Genomic DNA, 18,848 nt, shown 5'->3' with positions numbered 1-18,848 from the left:
ACGGGAGGTACGCCATTGGCGGTGGTGGTGCGGTATGTCGAGCTGCCGAGTGGCCGTTGAATGCTGACCGGCCGTCGTTACCTGCTTGCGTTCACCGATGAGCAGGTCGCCTATGCCGAGCAGGTGGGGGCGGTGTGTCGGGCGGTGTGGAACACCGGCCTGGAGCAGCGCCGTGAGTACCGTCGGCGTGGCGGGTTCGTCGGCTATGTCGAGCAGGCTCGGCAGATGGCCGTAGCGAAGAAGGACCCGCACTGCGCGTGGTTGGCCGATGCCCCGTCGCACACGTTGCAGCAGACGTTGCGGGACCTGGAACGGGCCTGTAAGACGCATGGCACGTGGAAGGTGCGGTGGCGGTCGAAGTCGCGTACGGCACCGTCGTTCCGGTTTCCCGACCCTAAGCACATTGCGGTGCGGCGGCTCAATCGGCGGTGGGGTGAGTTACGGCTGCCGAAGTTCGGTGCGGTGCGGTTCCGCTGGACCCGCCCGCTCGGCGGCACGATCCGCAACGCCACGGTCAGCCGGTCCGGTGGTCGTTGGCACATCTCGTTCTGCGTCGAGGACGGCGTGAGTGAGGCGGCGCCGAACGGCAAGCCGCCGGTCGGAGTCGATCGGGGTGTGGCCGTGGCGGTCGCCACCTCCGACGGCGACATGTGGGACCAGGAGTTCGTCACGCCCGGCGAGGCGGTGAGGCTCAAGCGGTTGCAGCAGCAGTTGTCGCGGTCGCTGCGCGTTCATGGCCGTAACCGTCGGTCGGGCCGCCGTGACGCGGTGCGTGCGCAACTCGCCCGCCTCCACGCCCGCATCCGCGACCGGCGTGTCGACTTCGCCGCGCGGACCGCCGCGCGGCTCGTCCGCCATCACGGCACGGTCGTCGTGGAGGACCTGCGTATCAGGAACATGACCGCCAGCGCCAAAGGCACCAGCGAGCAACCCGGCCGTAATGTTCGGCAGAAGGCTGGCCTGAACCGGGCCATCCTCGCCAAAGGCTGGGGCAAGTTCCTGCTCGCTCTAGAGCACACCAGCCGCTATCACGGCGCGATCGTCGTCAAGGTCAACCCCGCGTACACGTCGCAAACCTGCAACGCCTGCAGGCACATCGCCCGGGAGTCCCGCGAAAGCCAAGCGGTCTTCCGGTGCGTCGCCTGCGGGCACCAGGACAACGCCGACGTGAACGCGGCCAAGAACATCCTCGCCGCCGGGCTGGCGGTGACAGGGCGTGGAGACCTCGCCGTCGGGCGGTCCGTGAAACGCCAACCACCCGAACGGCTCGCGGCGTGAACGCGCCTCAGCCACGGGAGTCCCCGGCTTCAGCCGTGGGTAGGAGGCCAAGAAGTGGAAGAACCGTGGCCTGGCCGAGTGCGTGGCGGCGGCTGTAGCCACGTGCAGCAGCCGGCGCACCGCGGCGCGCCCTCGCCCCGATCCGGCAACCAACCGTCGCCGGCCGGCTGCCACAGCTCGCGTAGCAGCGGCTCCGTGCCCGGGTCGTGCACCAACGATCCGGCAGGGACGCCAGGTAGGGCGCGGCGGCCTCGTGCACCTGGCGCAGCACGCCGTCGGCGTCTCCGTCGCGCAGCAGGTCGGCCACGGTGGTGGCCTCCTCACCGGTGGTCGCCCCGGGGCCGGTCGGCGCGCCAGCACGGGCACCGAATGCTGTGGCGGGGCGATCGGCGGCCCACCGGCGAGTGCCCGTGGGACGCTCAGACGGCGACCGCCGCCGAGACCTTCCACTCGTCGTCCACCTCGACCAGGGTCAACACCACCCGGTTCTGGTCCACCTTCTCCCCCGCGGTGTTGACGTTGCGCCGGTACTGGTTCAGGTAGACCAGCAGCTCGACCCGGTGCGCGCTGGCTGTCACCACCCCCGTCGAGGAGACCTCCGCCAGGACAACCGCCTGCTGCTGCACGGCTGTCTGCTTGAGCGCGGCCGTGGTCTGCGCGTACTCGTCGGCGAAGGGACCGGTGACGAAGGTCCGCCCGTTCGCCACGCTGTCGTCGAAAGTGCGGTGATCGTAGGAGAAAATGGCCTTGGCGGCCGCCGGAGCGGTGGCCAGCGCCTGGCGGACCGCGGCGTCGGTCCGCGCGGCGCCGCGCTCGCCGTGCCAGGCGAGGCCGGCGAGGCCCGCCGTCAGCAGGATCGCCACGATCAGCGCCGGGACCGGCCGGGGACGGCGCAGGCGCGGGCGCGGGCGCGCGAGACGGGGTCGCCACCGAAGACGGTCGAGGGTACGCATAGGTCCTCCTTTTGTCGGCTCGGGCCGGGGCGTCAACCGGCGAACTGCAGGCGGGACACGAGCCACGCGCCCGAGTCCTCGTCCCGCACCATGTCCATCTGGATCCGGTAGTGCGAGGGCCGCCCCTCGGGCGCCTTCACGTTCTTCACCGTGGCGTCCACCGCCACCAGGACGACGGCCCGGCGTCGGTCCCCGGAGACGAGCGCGGCCCGTAGCGCGGACCCGTGCGATTCGACCTTGTTCTCCACGACGGCGGCGCGCACCTGTGACTGGCCACGGGTGAACTCCTCCTTGAAGTCGCCGGTCGCTCCGGCGGAGATCCGTTGCAGGTCCCGGTCGACGCTGGCGGCGCTGACCGACACGAAGTCGACGCTGGCCTGCTTGGCCGCGGCTACCGCCCCCTGCCGGGCCTTCTCCAGCTCCTGGTGGCCGTACCAGCGATGGGCGTAGACGCCGGCCAGGGCGAGCGTGCCGGCGAGCAGCGCCACGAGCAGACCGGTCAGGGCTCGGCGGGCTGGCGGCGCGGCCGAGCCGTCCCGGGTCCCGTGCCGGCCTGCCCCCTTCCGTCCGGTTGTGGGGCGTTCGCCCGCCGGGTCGTCGCCGGCGGTGGGGTCGTCGCCGTTGGTGGGGTCGTCGTCGCTCGCCCCGGCGGCGTCGTCGGGATTCGGCAGGTCCTCCGCCTGCGCCGGATCGCCGACCACCGTCAGGTCACCGGTCGCCGTCGGATCCTCGACCGGCTCCTGGTCGAGCCGCCCCAGCACCTCCTCGATCGGCGTCGGTACGGCCCGGACGACGAGCCGGCGCTGGGCGGGCCGGTCGGGGGTGCCCGACCTGGCACCCTTGATCACTCTCAGGGTGCGGTCCCTACGTGTCTGCACGGTCACCTTCCTCCGTCCGCCGGTCACCGGGTCACCCCGGCGAGCAGCAACTGCTTCCACGACTGGTCTCCCGCCGTCCGGTACTGGCCGCCGGTGCCGCCGAACTGCAGCGGCCGGCCGTCGGCGCCGAGCACCAGGCCAGTCGCCGGGTCGTAGCCGGCGGAGTCGGGGGCGGGCGCCGGGGCGGGATCGGCGCCGGAGGGCCGCGGCGCGTTGGCGGACCCACGGACCCCCGCGCCGGCCGCCCGGTCCTGCGGGCTGCACTGCCGCCCGCCGCCCCGGTACACGCAGGACGGCGGGTCGTTGACGTTCACGGCCAGGCCGAGGTGGGCGGTGCCGTCGCCGGGTGTGACCGTGAAGCCGCCCGCGACGGCGATCGGATAGACCACCAGTAGCTGCTCGATGCCGGCGAGCCGCCGGACGGCGATGCCGTTGACGGTGACCAGGTTGCCGAGCAGGGTGCCCACGGTGGGTTCCAGCCCGCGCAGCAGCGCCTCCAGCTCCTCGCCGGCGGGCGGCCCGTTGGCGAGCAGGCGGCGCAGGTCGGGGTCGGCGGACCGGACGGCGTCGGCGAGCTGGGCGAGCCCTGCCGCCCACCGCCGCAGCGCCTCGGCAGACCGGGCCTGCGTGGCGAGGACGGTACGGCCGTCCTCGATCAGCCGCAGTGTCTGGGGCAGGGCGGCCGTGGCGTCGGCGAGCAGCGCGTCGCCGGCGTCGAGGATGCGCGCCAACGCGCGCTCGTTGCCCTCGAACGCGGCGCCCAGTTCGGTGATCAGGACGGTCAGGTCCTCGGGCCCGACCGACCGGACCAGGGCGTCCAGGTTGGTCAGCAGCACCTCGGGTGCCAGCGGGACGCCGGTGCGATGGGTGGGGATCACCGAGCCGTCGCGCAGGTACGGGCCGGTGTCGCGGTCCGGGCGCAGGTCGACGTACTGCTCACCGACGGCGGAGCGTTGGGCGACGACGGCTCGCAGGTCCTCGGGCACCCGCACGCCCCGCTCGATGCGCAGGTCCGCCCGGACGCCGTCACCGTGCAGGGCGACCGCGGTGACCCGGCCGACGGGCACCCCGCGGTAGGTGACCGGGGCGTTGGGGAAGATGCCGCCGGCGCGGGCGAGGTCGAGGTGGACGACGTACCCGCTACCGAGCAGTCGGTCGCCGAGGCCGACGTAGCGCACGCCGACGTAGGCGATGCCGAGCAGGCTGACCACCACGAACGCGAGGACCTTGAGTGTCGTGCCACGTCCGATCACGGCAGCAGTCCCCCTCCGAGCACGTCCGGCAGGTCACCGATCTGGCCGGTGATCGCCCCGGTCGCCGGCAGCACGCACTGCGCGGTCAGGACCGTGCCGGCGGGCAGTTCGGTCCCGGCGGGGAAGGCGGTGCCGGGCGGCACCAGCCCCTTCGGCAGGATCAGCCCGCCGACGGGCACCCGCGAGCCGGGCCTGAGCAGGACGCAGCCCTCCGGCAGCAGACAGTCCTTCGGCGGCGTCCAGGTCGCCGGGAAGTTCTTCGGGTCGGGCAGGCATTTCGTCAGCGGGAGTTCGGGCAGCGGATTCGCGCCTGGCTGCGCTCCGGGCGTCGCCGGTCCACCGGCCGAGGGTGGCCGCGGGGCGGCGGGGCCGGTCGGCGGGGCCGCCGGGCCGCCCGGCGCGGGCGCGGCGGCGAGCAGGTTGGCCAGGATGCTCGCCACGTCCAGGTCGGCGGTGACGGAGAGGTTGACGAAGTCCCCGACGATCGCGCCGGTGACGTTGGGCGGGAACGGGTAGGACAGCATGAAGTCCAGTGACTTCGGCAGGTCGTCACCGGCGCGGACCAACTGCTCCAGGATCGGTTGCAGCGCCCGTACGCTGGCCAGCGTGTCGTCGCGGCTGCGCTCGACGACGCGGGTGCCGACCCGCCCGAGTTCGCCGAGGGCGGTCAGCGCCTTGGTCAGCTGGGCGCGTTGCCGGTTGAGGACGGTCAGGCCGGGAGCGAGCGACTCGACGGCGTCGCCGACCACCTGTCGCTGTCGGGCCAACCGCCCGGTCAGCCGGTCGAGCGCCTCGACTGCCCGGACGATGTCGGTCTTCTGCCGTTCCAGCCCGCCGATGAAGGTGTCGAGCCGGCGCAGTGAGTCGCGGACGGCCGGTTCGCGGCCTTCGAGCGCCTTCGCCAACTCCTGGTTGATGGTGCGCAGCTGGGCCAGTCCGCCGCCGTTGAGCAGCAACCCGAGGGCGGCCAGCACCTCTTCGACCTCGGCGCCGCGCGCGGTGCGTGCCAGCGGGATGACGTCGCCGTCGGCGAGCCGGCCGCGGGCCGGTTCGGTGGACGGCGTCGCGACGGTCACGTACTTCTCGCCCAGCAGGCTGCTCTGCCGGACGGCGGCGGTGGCGTTGGCGGGCAGCCTGACCTCGCGGTCGATGCGGAGGGTCACCTGGGCGGTCCACCCGGCCAGCGAGATCCTCTCGACGCTGCCGACGGTGACGTCGTCGACCTTGACGGCGGCCTGCGGCACCAGGTCGAGCACGTCGGTGAACTCGGCCGTCACCCGGTAGCCGGTCCCATCGGGGGCCCCGCCGGGCAGCGGCAGGTCGGTCACCTCGGGCAGGCCGCACCCGGCGGGCAGCAGCACCGCGACGACGGCGGCGGCCAGGGCGCGGCGCAGCGGGGCGCTCACGCCGGCCCCCGCAGGATCCCGCCGAGGGTCAGGTCGGGGGCGAGGTCGGGGCCGCCCGGCGCCGGGTGGGTGACCGGCGCGCCGGGTGCCGGGGAGGGCGGGCCACCCGGTGGGACCGGGCCGGCCACCGGGGCGCCGGGCGGCAGCTTGAGCAGCTTGCGTAGCTGGTCGGTCATCGGCAGCTTGCGCGCGTGCAGGGTCTGGGCGAGGGCGTGGCACTTCGCGGGCACCTTCGCCGCCGGCAACTGGTCCACCAGCAGCGAGCAGACGAAGCCGGCGGGGTCGTACGGGCCGGTCGCGTTGGCGCGGGTGTCGAGGGTGCCCGAGCGGGGGTTGTACGCGAGCGCGAGGTTGTTCAGCGCGAGCGGCGCGACGTCGAGGATCTGGATGACCGCCTGCTGCTGGCGAACGAGCACGCGGGTGATGTCGGCCAGCGCGGCCACGTCGGCGGTGAGCACGGTGCGGTTCTGCCGGACGAAGGTGGTGACGTCGGCCAGCGCGACGGAGAGGTTGCGCAGGGCGGCGGTGAGTTCGTCGCGGTCCCCGGCGAGCTGCTGCGCCACGTCGGCCAGTTGCTGGTTGAAGGCGCGCACCTGCTGGTCGCTGCGGGCCAGGGTGGTGGTGAACCGTTGTAGGTTGACCACCGAGCCGAACAGGTCCTGCCGCCCGTCGGCGAGTGTCGACAGGGCGCGCGACAGCCCGGTGAGGGTCTCGTTCAGGTGGGCGCCGTTGCCTTCGAGGTTGGCGCGGCCGGTGGCGACGAGGCCGGACAGGGCGCCGTCGGCGTTCGCCCCCTGCGGTCCGAGGGCGCGGTTGAACTCGTCCAGCGCCTGGTAGATGTCGTCGATCTCCATCGGCGCGGCGGTGCGTGCCAGCGGGATCTCCGCGCCGTCGGCGATGGCGGGCCCGCCGGTGTAGGCGGGGGTGAGCTGCACGTAGCGGTCGCTGACGACGCTGGGAGGGACGATCACCGCCTGCGCGTCGGCGGGGACGTCCACCTCCGGGTCGTACGCCATCGTCACCCGCACCGTGCGCCCCTGCGGGGCCACCGAGACCACCTCGCCCACCCGGACGCCGAGCACCCGCACGTCGGAGCCCGGGTACACGCCGACGGCGCGGGTGAAGTGGGCGACCAGCCGGCGGTGCGGTGGGTCGGACCGCACGGTCACCACGGCGGCGGCGACGGCGGTCAGCAGGACGGTCGCGGCGGCGATAGGGCGTCGCCATCGCCGTACGGGCCCCGGCATCATCGGCCTCCGGTCGTGGGTTGGTAGGGCTGCACCAGCCCGTGCACGTAGGAGTCGAACCACCGGCCGTTGCCGACCACGTTGGCGAACGCGGTGACGAAGGGACCCATCCGTTCGATGGTCAGCTCCAGGTCGTCGCGGTTGCGCTGCAGGATGGCGACCGCCTTGCGCAGCTGGTTGAGCGCGGGGTTGAGCCTGGCCCGGTTGTCGGCGACGAGACCGGACAGCTGAGTGGCGAGTTGGTCGGTGCCGACGAGCAGCTTGTGGATGGCGTCGCGGCGGCGCTTCACCTCGGCCAGCAACGCCCCGCCGTCGGTGACCAGCTTGCGGAACTCCTCGTCTCGGGTGGCGAGCACGCCGGTGACCTGCCGCGCCCGGGTCAGCAGCGACCGGAGTTCGGCATCGCGCTCGGCGACGGTCCGGGAGAGCCGGGACAGTCCGACCAGGGAGGAGCTGACGCTGGCGGGGGTGTCGGCGAACGTCTCGGACAGGGTCGCGAAGGCGGCGGCCAGCTGGTCGGTGTCGACCTTGTCGAGGGTGTCGGCGAGCCCGGTGACCGCCTGCACCACGTCGAACGGCGCGGCGGTGCGGTCCAGGGGGATCTGCCCGCCCTCGGGCAGCCGGCCGGCCCCGGCGGGGGACAGCGCCAGGTACTTCTGGCCGAGGACGGTCTTGATCCGGATCGTCGCGCCCGTGCGGTCGCCGATGCGTACGCCGTCGTCGTCGACCCGGAACCGGATCCGCACGTACGGCCGGCTGTCGCGGGCGAGTTCCACGGCGGTCACCTTGCCCACCCGTACGCCGGCGACCCGCACCTCGTTGCCCACGGCGAGACCGCTGGCGTCGGAGAAGGCCGCCTGGTAGGCGCGGCCGGTCAGCGCGGCCAGCCGGTCGAGTTGGAAGGCGCCGAGCAGCGTCGCGGCGATCAGGGTCAACCCGACGGTGCCGGTGACCACCGGGTTGCGTTCGCGGAAGGGTTTCATCGGGTGCCTCCGGTGGCGCACCGGGCGGCCGGCGCGCTGAACGTCACGGGGTCGAGCGTCTGGCCGGCGGCGGCCACCCGCCCGTCGAAATCGCAGAGGTAGAAGTTGAACCAGGACCCGTACGACGCGACCCGGGTCAGGGACTCGTAGCGCTGGGGGAGCCGGCCGAGGGTGCTGTCGATGACAGCCGAGTTGCGGTTGAGGGTGCCGGCGAGCTGGTCGAGGGCGCGGACGTCCGCGGCGAGCGGCGGCCGCACCTCCCGCAGCAGTGAAGATGTCGCGCCGGTGAGGTCGCCGAGGTTGACCAGCGCCTCGCCGATGGCGGTGCGGTCGGTGGCCAGCCCGGAGACGAACTGCTGCAACTGCTGGATCGCGCGGTCGAGGTCGCGGTCCCGGGTGGCGAGGGTCGCCAGGACGGTGTTGAGGTTGGTGATGACCCGGCCGATGACGGCGTCGCGGTCGGCGAGGGTGTTGGTGAGCGAGGCGGTGCGCCGCAGCAGGCTGGCCACCGTGCCGCCCTCGCCCTGGAGCACCTGGATGATCTCGTACGCGAGCTTGTTGACGTCCGCCGGGTCGAGCGCGGTGAACAACGGCCGGAAGCCGTTGAACAGCACCGTCAGGTCCAGCGCCGGGGTGGTCTGGCCGACGGGGATGAGGCCGTCCGGCCGCAGCGGGCGGCGGTCCCCCGGCCCCTCGGCGAGCGCCAGGTAGCGCTGGCCGACCAGGTTGCGGTACCGGATCTTGGCACGGACGCTGGTGGCCAGCGGCACCTCGTCGCGGACGGTGAAGGACACCTCGGCGACCGTGTCGTCGACGACCCGGATGTCGCTGACCCTACCGACGCGGACCCCGGCGATACGCACGTCGTCGCCGGGCAGCAGGCCGGTGGCGTCGGTGAAGCGGGCGCGGTAGGTCACGCCGTCGGTCGGGAAGGCGCCGAGGGTCTGCGCGAGCAGCCCGGTCAGCAGCAGCGTCACGGCGGCGAAGACGGCCAGCTTGACCAGCGGCAGCGTCGTCTTTCCGGTCATCGGGCGTTCACCACCGCTCCGCGCAGCAGCGGCCCCCACAGCAGGACCGCGATGTCGGGCACCTCGGCGGGCGGGGTGCCGGTGACGGCGCCGACGAGGGGCTTGACGAGGGCCCGTTCCTCGCCGGTGGCGGCCCGCCCCATCGCCGGGGACGCCGCGGCCGCCGGGGGCGGGGCCGCCACGCCGACGGGCAGCGGGACGGGGTTCCGGGCGCCCGAGTAGTCGTACCCGTCGTCGACCGGCACCTCCGGCGCCGGCCGGGCGGGCCGGGGCAGCCCGTGGCAGTGCGGGCCGCCGTCCGCGCCGTAGACCGGCTCGTCGCGGCCGCGCTCGTACTTGCCGCCGTCGCGGGTGACCTCGAGGGTGATGTGCATCCGCCCGCCGGCGAAGACCTCCTCGACGCGGGGTTGCAGGGCGACCAGGCCGCTCATCAGGCACGGATACCCGGGCGCGTAGGTGGCGAGCAGTTCGAGCACCGGCCGGCTGACCGCGCCGAGCCGGATGAGCTGGTCGCCGTGCCGGCCGAGGAAACCCCGGGTGACCTCGGCGGTGTCCGTGCTCTGGGCCAGGAACGCGGCCAGCTGGGTGCGCTGGTCGGTGACGGTCCGGGCGGTGACCGTCACGTCCCGCAGCAGCGCCAGCAGGTCGGGCAGTGCCGCGTCGTAGCTGTCCACCACGACGGCGAGGGCGCGGACGTCCTCCGCGATGGCCGGCATGGCCGGGTTGAGCTGCCGCAGGTAGGCGTCCAGTCGGGTCAGGTTCGCCCCGAGCTGCTCGCCCCGCCCCTCCAGCGCCGTGGCCAGGGCCCCGAGGGTGGCCGCCAGCTGGTCGGGGCGGATCGACTGGAGCAGGGGCAGCGCCTCGTCGAGGACCCGTTCCAGCTCCACCGCCGTGTGGCTGCGGTCCTGGCCGATGACCGCGCCGTCGCGGATCGGCCCTGCGGTGCTCGCCGCCGGCGGGACGAGTTCGACGTAGCGTTCGCCGAAGAGCGTCTTGGGCAGCAGGCGCGCGCTGACGTCGGCGGGGATCCGGGCGGTCCGGGCGGGGTCCAGCGCGAGCCGGAGGGTCGCGCCCGCCCCGTCGCTGCGTACCGAGCGCACGTCGCCGACGAGCACCCCCCGTACCTTCACGTCGGCGCCGTCGCCGAGCTGCAACCCGGCGCGGTCGGTGTGCAGGGTGACCCAGGCGGTCGGGGTGAAGGCCCGGCGGTACTGCAGGACGGCGGCGGTCAGCGCCGTGGCCACCACGACGACGAAGACGATGCCGAGGATGCGATGTCTCATGCTCACCCCGCGATCCGGACGGTGGTCGTGGCGCCCCAGATGGCCAGCGACAGGAAGAAGTCGACGATGTTGACGGCGACGATGGCCAGCCGGACGGCCCGGCCGACCGCGATGCCGACGCCGGCCGGTCCGCCGCTGGCGGTGTAGCCGTAGTAGCAGTGCACCAGCACCACGATCACGCTGAAGACCAGCACCTTCCCGAAGGACCAGAGGACGTCCTCGGGCGGCAGGAACAGATGGAAGTAGTAGTCGTACGTGCCGGCCGACTGTCCGAAGTAGTACACCGCGATGGTGCGGGTGGCCAGGTAGCTGGAGAGCAGGCCCACCACGTACAGCGGGACGACCGCGACGAACCCGGCGATCATCCGGGTGGTGACCAGGAACGGCAGCGACGGCACCGCCATCACCTCCAGGGCGTCCACCTCCTCGGAGATGCGCATCGCACCGAGCTGGGCGGTGAACCCGCACCCCACGGTGGCCGACAGCGCCAGCGCCGCCACCAGCGGTGAGATCTCCCGGGTGTTGAAGTACGCCGAGATGAAGCCGGTGAAGGCACTGCTGCCGATCTGGTTCAGCGCCTGGTAGCCCTGCAGGCCGACCTCGGTGCCGGTGAAGAAGGTCAGGAAGCAGATCACGCCGACGGTGCCGCCGAGCACGGCGAGGGCGCCGCTGCCGAAGCTGACCTCGGCCAGCAGCCGCACCACCTCGCGCTTGTAGCGCCGGACGGTGCGCGGCGCCCAGACCACGGCCCGCGCGTAGAAGGCGAGCTGCCCGCCCAGGTCGTCGAGATGTCGCAGCACCGACACGTCACGTCCCCTTCTGCGGTACGACCTGGAAGTAGACGGCCGTGACGACGAAGTTCAGCGCGAACAGCAGCATGAACGTGAGGACGACGCTCTGGTTGACGGCGTCGCCGACCCCCTTCGGGCCGCCCTTGGCGGTCATCCCCTTGTACGCGGCGACCAGCGCGGCGGCGGCGCCGAACAGCAGCGCCTTCACCTCCCCCACCAGCAGGTCGGGCAGTTGACCCAGGGCCTGGAAGCTGGCCAGGTAGGCGCCGGGGGTGCCGCCCTGCATGACCACGTTGAACAGGTAGCCGCCGCTCACGCCGACGACGCTGACCAGCCCGTTGAGCAGGACGGCGACCAGCATCGAGGCGAGCACCCGGGGCACCACCAGCCGCTGGATCGGATCGATGCCGAGCACCCGCATCGCGTCCAGCTCCTCGCGGATCTTGCGGGAGCCAAGGTCGGCGCAGATCGCTGAGCCGCCGGCGCCGGCGATGATCAGCGCGGTCACGATCGGCCCGGCCTCGCGGACGACGGCGAGCACCGACGCGGCCCCGGTGAACGACTGCGCGCCGAGCTGACGGACGAGCGAGCCGAGCTGCAGGGCGATGACCGCGCCGAACGGGATCGAGACGAGCGCCGCCGGCAGGATCGACACGGAACTGATGAACCACGCCTGCTGGACGAACTCCCGGACCTGCACGGGCCGCCGTCCGATGCCGCGCAGGGTGTCCAGGCAGAACGCGAAGAAGTGCCCGGACTCGCGCATGACGGTCCTCATCGCGGCGCCTGCCGGTCCTGCTCGCGCCAGCGCGCGAACCGCCCGGCCGGCGAGGGATCGGCGACAGACCGGTCCTCGAAGGACCCGGGCGGCGGGGCGACGCCGTGCTCCCGGCACCATTGCCCGGGTGGCCGTTCCGCGCGGCGCGGCCGGCCGTCGGAGGGTTGCAGCTGGGCGGGAATCGGTGGCAGCGGCGGCAGCTCCGCACCGGAGCGGGCCTCGGCCTGGAGTTCCTCGGCGTCCTTCTCCTCGGCCATGCCGATCGGGCCGATCCGTTGGGCGTTGAGGAACTGCCGCACCACCGGTTCGGTGCTGGACAGCAGCATCTCCCGGGGCCCGAACATGGCCAGGTGCCCGTGGTAGATCAGGCCGATGTTGTCCGGCACGGTACGCGCGGTGTTGATGTCGTGCGTGACGATCAGGAACGTCGCCTCGGTCCGCTGGTTGAGGTCGACGATGAGCTGGTTCAGATAGGCGGTGCGGACCGGGTCGAGCCCGGAGTCCGGCTCGTCGAACAGGACGATCTGCGGGTCGAGGACGAGCGCCCGGGCCAGCCCGGCCCGTTTGCGCATCCCGCCCGATATCTCGCCGGGCAGCTTCTTCTCCGCGCCGACCAGACCGACCATGTCGAGCTTCTCGTCGACCACCGCACGGATCTCGGACTCGGACTTGCGGGTGTGCTCGCGCAGCGGAAACGCGACGTTGTCGTAGATGGTCATCGAGCCGAACAGTGCGCCGTCCTGGAACAGCACCCCGAACAGCTTGCGCACCTCGTACAGATCCCGCTCGGAGAGCCGGGGAAGGTTGTTGCCCTCGATCCAGACGTCCCCGCGGTCCGGTCGCAGCAGCCCCACCAGGGTCTTGAGGAAGACCGACTTGCCGGTGCCGGACGGGCCGAGCAGCACCGAGATCTCTCCGGCGGGCAGCGTCAGGCTGATGTCGGACCAGACCGGCTGGCTGCCGAAGGACTTCGTCAGCCCCTGCACCGTCACCTCGACGCCCACGGTTGCCTCCCCTGACTGCCTACTGGGGACATCGCCGCGACCGACCCGACCGTAACAACTACTTTCCGACGGGCCCCGGGCACGGAACGTGCGCTAGGCAAACAGCGTCGGGCTCGATAGCGTGCCGTAATCCGCAGGTAACGAAGGTGTTCCGCGACGCGATGACCACAACGATCGAGCCCGAGCTCGTCCGCCGGGCTGCCCAGGGCGACCGGGCAGCCGTCGCGACGCTGCTCAGCGACGTCCGTCCGGGGCTGGTGCGATACTGCCGCGCGCGGCTGGGCCGGATCGGCGGCGCGTACGTGACCGCCGACGACGTCGCCCAGGAGATCTGCCTCGCGGTGCTGCGGGCGCTGCCCCGCTACCGGGAGCAGGGCACGCCCTTCGCGGCGTTCGTCTACGCCATCGCGGGGCACAAGGTGACCGACGCGCAGCGCGCGGCCGTACGGGCAGCCTCCGTCACCGTCACCGACACGCCTCTCGACCGTCCGGACGCCGAGCCCGGGCCGGAGCAGCAGGCCGTGGCGACCGACCTCGCCCGCCGACTGTCAGTGCTGCTCGACCGCCTGCCCGACGCGCAGCGGGAGATCGTCCTCCTCCGGGTGGCGGTCGGTCTCTCCGCCGAGGAGGTCGGCACCATCGTCGGCATGTCCGCCGCCGCCGTCAGGGTGAGCCAGTCCCGGGCCCTGGCCCGCCTCCGTACCCTGGCAGGCGACACACTCGACGAGGTGGCGGCATGAGCGAGCACAGCGGCGACGGCCGCGAGGAGCTGGACCTGGCGACGATCGCCCGGGACGACCAACTGCTCGACGCCCTCGGCCGGGGCGAGCCGGGGCCGGCCGGCGACGACCTCGCCGCAATGCTGGCTGCCTGGCGCACCGAGGTCTACGCCGTCGACGACGATGACGACCGCCCCCGGCCCGCCGCCGAAGACAACCACGCCCTCCGGCCCGCCGTCGACGCCGCGCCGACGAGGAGGGCCCGGCCGGCCATGTTGGGCCAGGGCGTGCTGCGCCTCGCCGCCGCCGTCATCGCGGTCGTCGTCATCTCCACCGGACTCGGAGTGGGGAGCAGGCACGCCGGACCGACCAGCCCCCTGTGGTCCCTGACCAAGCTGCTCTATCCGGAACAGGCGGACGTGCGCCTGGTCGAACGCACCATCCAGCGCGCCCGTACCGCCGCCACCGCAGGACGGGTGGACGAGGCCCGGGCCTTGATCGAGGAGGCGCGGACGGAGCTCGCCGCGATCGACGACCCGACCGCCGTCCGCCGTCTGAGTGCGGAACTCGACTCCCTGCAACACGCACTGCCCGAACCGGTGGCGACGCCCGCCGCGCCGTCGACGGCCGCCTCGCCCCCGGCGCCCACAGGTGACGGTGGGCCGACGACACCCACCCGGCCCGCCCCGTCGCAGCCCGAGAAACCCACCCCTGACGGATCCCCCGCCCCCGGCCTCGTCGTCCCCCTGCCGGGGCTGCCCACACTGCGGCCGGACCCGGGTCCGCCCACGCGCCTGCCACCCCTGCCCGAGCTGCCCCTCCCCACCGGCCGAATCCTGGGCTAGGCGCCGGCCCGAGCGGCGGCATGGCCGCTCGCCCACGCCGGCTGCCGGGCTCAGGCAGCGGCCGGGGATGGCGGGCTCCGGTCAGCGTGCGCTGCCGCCGTCGATCTCCCGAGCCAGCAAGGGCAGGGACCGGTTTCTGTGTGATTCGTCATACCCGAAGGCTGTTACGAATCGCGGCGCCGTGCCGACAACAACATGGGAGCGCCCTCGTTCGATGGCGGCCCTCGATCACTGCGCACTACCGAGGATGGGGTGATCCTGTTGTTGCCTGACCCGCACCCTGACCCCGCCGCCCGGCTGCCCGGCCTGTTCCGGGCGGTGGTCGGCGCGATCGACGAGGCCGACTGGGACTGCAGCGTGTCGTCCGAGGGTCCGTTCCGGGTGGGGGACGTGCACCGGGAGGTGGTCCAGGTGTCAGCGTGGAGCCGCACCGGCGATCGACTGTGGGCGGTCTTCGTCGCCGACGCGCCGCCCGGCCGGCCGCGTCCGCCGTTCACGCCGCTGCACGCGCTGGTGGGGCATGGGGTGGCGGCTGCCACCGCCTCGGTGACCGACGCACTGGCCTTCGTCCGCGGGCATCCCCGCTCCGGGCACCCCGATCCCGCGCCCGATCGGCCGCGCCGGCCGCACGGCCCCGACGGACGGTCCTGCTCGGCGGCCAGGCCGACGCGGCGGCGCTCCTCGCCCGGTCCGCGGACCGGGGGCAGCACCTGCACAAGGTGATCGACACCGCCGCCGGGACGCCGCACAGCGGCCGTTGTAACGAGAAGGACCACCGACCGCGCTCATCCATTGACGAGCTGGTCAGATCATGATCGAGTCCGGTCGAGGAGGAAACGATTCGAGGCGGCACGGAGACACCACGGACAGGGCGCACGCCCGTGCGGGGCACCGGTGGCGCGGGCCGGGCGACCGGAGGAGCACATGCAGGGTGAGCTGCAGCGCATCGTCGACGCTCTCGCCGCCCACGTCGGGCGTCCGGCGTTGATCGAGGACCGGCGTCAGCGCCTGGTCGTCTACAGCGAACACACCGGGTTGATGGACGACGTCCGCAAGGCGTCGATCCTGCGCCGGCAGACCACGCCCGAGGTGATGGCCTGGTTCCGCGATGTCGGCATCCTGGAGGCCCGGGAGCCGGTGCGCACGCCGCCGTCGAAGGAACTCGACCTCCTGCCCCGGGTCTGCGTGCCCGTCCGGCACCACGACCTGCTCCTGGGCTTCGTGTGGTTCATCGACCCGGACGGCACCATGACCGGCGCGGACATCGAGGCCACCGGGCTGGTGAGCGAGCTGTCGCTGGCGCTCTACCGGGAGAACCTGCTCGGCGAGCTGGCCTCCCGACGCGAGACGGAGGCGGCGCGCACGCTGCTGTCCGACAACGAGACGACCCGTGACCGGTCGGTGCGGGCGCTGCGGGAGGCCGGACTCATCGTCGGGGACGGGCCGGCGACCGCCCTCGTCGCGCAGCTCGTCACGCCCGGCGGCCAGGCGCCCGACGAGACGGCCCGCTTCGCGCTGGAGCAGGCGCTGGTCAGCACCCGGCGCTGGATCGGCACCCGGGAGGCGCTGCATGTGGTGCGCGACGACCACGGCGTGCTGCTGCTCTGCGGCGACCGGGGGGCCGGCCGCCCCTCCCCCGAGGTCGCCGCCAAACTCCTGGACGACAACCTCCAGCAGGCGATCCGTGGGCTCGCCTCGATCGAGCGCACCGTCGTCGGCGTCGGGCAGGCACGCTCGGGCCTGGCCGACGCCGTCGGGTCGTACGCGGAGGCGCTGCAGTCCGCCCGGGTGGGCGTCCGGCTGCCCGCCCTGGGCCGCGTGGTCTCCTGGTCCGCCCTGGGCATCTACCGGGTGCTGTCGCGGCTGGACGACCGGCACCTCGACATCGCCGACGTGCACCCGGGGCTGGAGCGGCTGCTCCGCGAGCAGGCGAACCCGGTGCTGTTGGACACCCTGGAACGCTATCTGGACCTGGCCGGCAACGCCCACGCCACCGCCGAGCAGCTGCGGCTGCACCGCACCACCCTGTACTACCGGCTGCAGCGGATCGAGGAACTCGCCGAGACCGACCTGAAGGACGGCAACGAGCGACTCTGCCTGCACCTGGCGTTGAAGCTGGGCCGACTCACCGGCCACTACCGGCCGGAGGGCTGAGGCCCCGCTGAGACCGGCCGGAAGGCCGAGGCCGCGCCAAGGCCGGGCGGAGGGCGGCGGCCGAGCGGCCCGCCGGGACGCGGGGCCCGGTGGCGACGGGCGGAACGGGACGCCCGGCGCACCGCGCGTCCCGTCCCCGGGCCTCCTACAGGCCGGCCCGCACCGCCGCCGGCCGGCCGCCGACGACGGGCAGCTCGATCCGGCTGCGGTCGAAGTGCACGGTGATGTCGGCCCGGTTCTGCTTCGCCCGGCTGCTGTAGCCCGAGTACGAGCCGAGCAGGACCACGCCGATCTGGTGACCGGCGTCGAAGACGTAGTCCTCGGGGAGCAGCCGCACGTCGACCGCCGTCTTGACGCCGGGCACCAGCGGTGTCGACGCGGTCAGTGAGGTCAGGTTGAGGCCGTCGAGGACGCCCTTGGTTACCAGTTCCTGCGGGTTGCTGGCCACGGTCTTCTCCGTCTGCCGGTAACAGGCCTCCTCGGCGTGCCCGCCCCAGGTGGCCTCGCCGCCCCAGCAGTCCTCCCCGGCCAGGGTACGGATGCCGTCGCCGGAGGTGCTGAACCTCGGCCGCGTCCCGTAGTCGACGAGCAGGCCGGCGAAGCTGGTGTCCGTGCCGTCGACCGACGCGTTGATCTTCACCACGGGCGAGCCGGAGACGTGCAGCGGCGCCCGCAGCGGCGCGGACAGGAACACCAGCCGGTTCTCCGTGTTCGCCAGCGGATCCGACGGGTGCCGGATGGCGTTCGTCTGGCTCATCGAGGGCGTGTCCTGGAACGTCGCCGAGGCGTTGCCGGGGTGCGGACCCACCGACAGGCCCCCGGCCGCGCCGTCGACACCGGGCCGCAGGAACACCTGGGTCGCCTGGGCGCCCGGCAGCGGCCAGGTGGCGTGGGACTCCCAGACGTCCGGTGCGCGCTCGACGTCGACCGCGGGCTCGGCCATGATGCCGTTGTCGATGCCGTACAGCCAGTAGTCGAACCACCGGTGCAGCGTGTCCACCCACCTGGCGCGGCGGAAGTCGAACGGGTCGACGTGGCCGGTGCCGGTCAGCCACAGCTTGCGGGGGACGTCGTGCGCCGCCAGGGCGTTCCACCAGGTGCTGAAGTGGTCCGGCCGGACGTTGTTGTCGTTGAGGCCGTGCACGACGAAGACGCTGGCACGCACCTGGCCGGCGTGCGGGACGTAGTCCCGCTCGGCCCAGAAGTCGTTGTAGTCGCCCGTGACGTCGTCGACGCCGTCCCCGAGCCGGTCCCGCACCGGCGCGCAGTGCGCCCTGCGGTCGGGGTCGGTGACGGTGTTGGCGAGGCTGCCCGAGTAGTTGTTGGCCCGGGTGACCAGGCCGTTGCTGCGCGAGTAGTCGTACCAGCTGGAGATGGCCGAGATCGGCACAATGGTGGCCAGCCCGTCCACCCCGCTGGCCGCGGCCGCGTTGGCCAGCGTGCCGTCGTACGACTTGCCGATCATGCCGGTCCGGCCGTTGTGCCAGTCGGCGACGACGGCGCGGCCGGCGGCGTCCCGGCCGGGGCGGCGGCCGTTGAGCCAGTCGATCGCCGTCGGCGCGCTGACGTTGTCGGCGCGGCCGCCGGTGACCGGGCAGCCCGTCGAGTTGTTGGTGCCGATCATGTCCAGCAGCACCACCGCGTACCCGCGCGGGACGAAGTAGTTGTCGTAGTACAGCGGCCAGCGGTCGTTGAGGCCGTCGCCGTCGAGGTCGGCCTTGCACTCCCCCTCGTTGCCCCGGCACACCGTCGAGTAGTAGGGGCTGGCGTCCATCACCACCGGCACGCGCAGCCCGTCGCCGGCCCGGGGCCGGATGATGTCCATCGCGACGACGTCGCGCGCGCCGTCGGCGTCGGTGTCGACGTCGGAGGTGACGAAGACCCGCTCGCGGATCGCGTCGCCGTAGCCGAACACCGGCTGGGTGACCCCGGCCTCGACGACCGGCCCGAGGCTCTCCGCGGCGGGCCGTGCCGTCGCGGTGGCCGCCGGCAGGCCGACGGCCACGGTCGCCACGACCACCACCGCCGCCCGCCACCAGGTTCTCGTGGTTCGCATCGCGCTCCTCCCGTTCCGGCACCGCCGTCGGCCCGCCGCGCTCCGGCGGGAGGACCAGGAGGTCGCCGGGCCATCAGCTTGATCGAAGCGTACGAATGGGAACGCGGCCGGTCATCGGACACGTGTGGCAGGTGCGCGCCCCCGGCTCCTACGTCTGTCGCAGGCACCCCGGCCCCCGCCGGCCGCCGTCGG

Annotated in this window: 17 protein-coding genes; 5 read left to right on the top strand and 12 right to left on the bottom strand. The window is 73.2% G+C overall.

All coding sequences use genetic code 11. The annotated features are described in order from the left end of the window. Positions 1 to 60 precede the first annotated feature (60 nt). Complete coding sequence (locus ACZ6Q9_RS21415; protein ID WP_393458534.1) at positions 61 to 1,278, top strand: RNA-guided endonuclease InsQ/TnpB family protein; 1,218 nt, start codon at positions 61 to 63, stop codon at positions 1,276 to 1,278. Positions 1,279 to 1,697: 419 nt separating this feature from the next. Here ACZ6Q9_RS21415 and ACZ6Q9_RS21410 read toward each other — a convergent pair whose 3' ends face one another. From ACZ6Q9_RS21410 to ACZ6Q9_RS21360, 11 genes are read right to left on the bottom strand one after another with little or no spacing between them, the layout of a single operon-like run. Continuing rightward, on the bottom strand, positions 1,698 to 2,231 hold the full coding sequence (locus ACZ6Q9_RS21410) for a hypothetical protein (RefSeq protein ID WP_393458537.1): 534 nt from the start codon (positions 2,229 to 2,231) through the stop codon (positions 1,698 to 1,700). 32 nt (positions 2,232 to 2,263) lie between these two features. After that, positions 2,264 to 3,109 carry a hypothetical protein gene (locus tag ACZ6Q9_RS21405; RefSeq protein WP_393458540.1) on the bottom strand — a complete coding sequence of 282 codons (846 nt, stop codon included), beginning with the start codon at positions 3,107 to 3,109 and terminating at the stop codon, positions 2,264 to 2,266. A 23-nt stretch (positions 3,110 to 3,132) separates the two neighbouring features. Then, positions 3,133 to 4,362 (bottom strand): MCE family protein, encoded by a 1,230-nt coding sequence (locus tag ACZ6Q9_RS21400; protein WP_393458543.1) that lies wholly within the window; start codon positions 4,360 to 4,362, stop codon positions 3,133 to 3,135. Continuing rightward, complete coding sequence (locus ACZ6Q9_RS21395; RefSeq protein ID WP_393458546.1) at positions 4,359 to 5,768, bottom strand: MCE family protein; 1,410 nt, start codon at positions 5,766 to 5,768, stop codon at positions 4,359 to 4,361. Before ACZ6Q9_RS21395 ends, ACZ6Q9_RS21400 begins: the two co-directional genes overlap by 4 nt. Beyond that, positions 5,765 to 7,015, bottom strand: a complete 1,251-nt coding sequence (locus ACZ6Q9_RS21390; RefSeq protein WP_393458549.1) for an MCE family protein — start codon at positions 7,013 to 7,015, stop codon at positions 5,765 to 5,767. Before ACZ6Q9_RS21390 ends, ACZ6Q9_RS21395 begins: the two co-directional genes overlap by 4 nt. Further along, positions 7,015 to 7,998, bottom strand: coding sequence for an MCE family protein (locus ACZ6Q9_RS21385; RefSeq protein ID WP_396830004.1), 984 nt, complete (start codon positions 7,996 to 7,998; stop codon positions 7,015 to 7,017). Before ACZ6Q9_RS21385 ends, ACZ6Q9_RS21390 begins: the two co-directional genes overlap by 1 nt. Further along, entirely contained in the window at positions 7,995 to 9,026 is a 1,032-nt protein-coding gene (locus tag ACZ6Q9_RS21380) for an MCE family protein (RefSeq protein WP_393458555.1), read from the bottom strand. The genes ACZ6Q9_RS21385 and ACZ6Q9_RS21380 overlap by 4 nt, the downstream gene beginning before the upstream one ends. Next, a complete protein-coding gene (locus tag ACZ6Q9_RS21375) occupies positions 9,023 to 10,309 on the bottom strand; it encodes an MCE family protein (protein WP_393458558.1) in 1,287 nt (428 codons plus the stop codon). The genes ACZ6Q9_RS21380 and ACZ6Q9_RS21375 overlap by 4 nt, the downstream gene beginning before the upstream one ends. A 2-nt stretch (positions 10,310 to 10,311) precedes the next feature. Then, positions 10,312 to 11,115 (bottom strand): MlaE family ABC transporter permease, encoded by an 804-nt coding sequence (locus ACZ6Q9_RS21370; protein ID WP_393458561.1) that lies wholly within the window; start codon positions 11,113 to 11,115, stop codon positions 10,312 to 10,314. A gap of 1 nt (position 11,116) precedes the next feature. Next, positions 11,117 to 11,878 (bottom strand): MlaE family ABC transporter permease, encoded by a 762-nt coding sequence (locus tag ACZ6Q9_RS21365; RefSeq protein ID WP_393458564.1) that lies wholly within the window; start codon positions 11,876 to 11,878, stop codon positions 11,117 to 11,119. After that, the gene (locus ACZ6Q9_RS21360; RefSeq protein WP_393458567.1) at positions 11,875 to 12,882 is read right to left on the bottom strand and encodes an ABC transporter ATP-binding protein; all 1,008 of its coding nucleotides are present in this window, start codon (positions 12,880 to 12,882) and stop codon (positions 11,875 to 11,877) included. Before ACZ6Q9_RS21360 ends, ACZ6Q9_RS21365 begins: the two co-directional genes overlap by 4 nt. 161 nt (positions 12,883 to 13,043) lie before the next feature. Here ACZ6Q9_RS21360 and shbA point away from each other — a divergent pair, with 161 nt between their 5' ends. The 4 genes from shbA to ACZ6Q9_RS21340 all read left to right on the top strand — a co-directional run bounded on the left by shbA (position 13,044) and on the right by ACZ6Q9_RS21340 (position 16,600). After that, positions 13,044 to 13,622 (top strand): RNA polymerase sigma factor ShbA, encoded by a 579-nt coding sequence (gene shbA / locus ACZ6Q9_RS21355; protein ID WP_393458570.1) that lies wholly within the window; start codon positions 13,044 to 13,046, stop codon positions 13,620 to 13,622. Then, entirely contained in the window at positions 13,619 to 14,446 is an 828-nt protein-coding gene (locus ACZ6Q9_RS21350) for an anti-sigma-D factor RsdA (RefSeq protein ID WP_393458573.1), read from the top strand. The genes shbA and ACZ6Q9_RS21350 overlap by 4 nt, the downstream gene beginning before the upstream one ends. Before the next feature lie 252 nt (positions 14,447 to 14,698). Then, positions 14,699 to 15,169 carry a hypothetical protein gene (locus tag ACZ6Q9_RS21345; RefSeq protein WP_393458576.1) on the top strand — a complete coding sequence of 157 codons (471 nt, stop codon included), beginning with the start codon at positions 14,699 to 14,701 and terminating at the stop codon, positions 15,167 to 15,169. A 201-nt stretch (positions 15,170 to 15,370) separates the two neighbouring features. After that, positions 15,371 to 16,600, top strand: a complete 1,230-nt coding sequence (locus ACZ6Q9_RS21340; RefSeq protein ID WP_396830001.1) for a PucR family transcriptional regulator — start codon at positions 15,371 to 15,373, stop codon at positions 16,598 to 16,600. A 145-nt stretch (positions 16,601 to 16,745) separates the two neighbouring features. Here ACZ6Q9_RS21340 and ACZ6Q9_RS21335 read toward each other — a convergent pair whose 3' ends face one another. Next, a complete protein-coding gene (locus ACZ6Q9_RS21335) occupies positions 16,746 to 18,656 on the bottom strand; it encodes a Xaa-Pro dipeptidyl-peptidase (protein WP_396829999.1) in 1,911 nt (636 codons plus the stop codon). Between the last annotated feature and the right edge of the window lie 192 nt (positions 18,657 to 18,848).

It is taken from the genome of Micromonospora sp. NPDC049139, from assembly GCF_055586845.1.
Note: the sequence above shows the minus strand (reverse complement) of the source record. Positions and strands in the feature narration are given on the sequence as shown.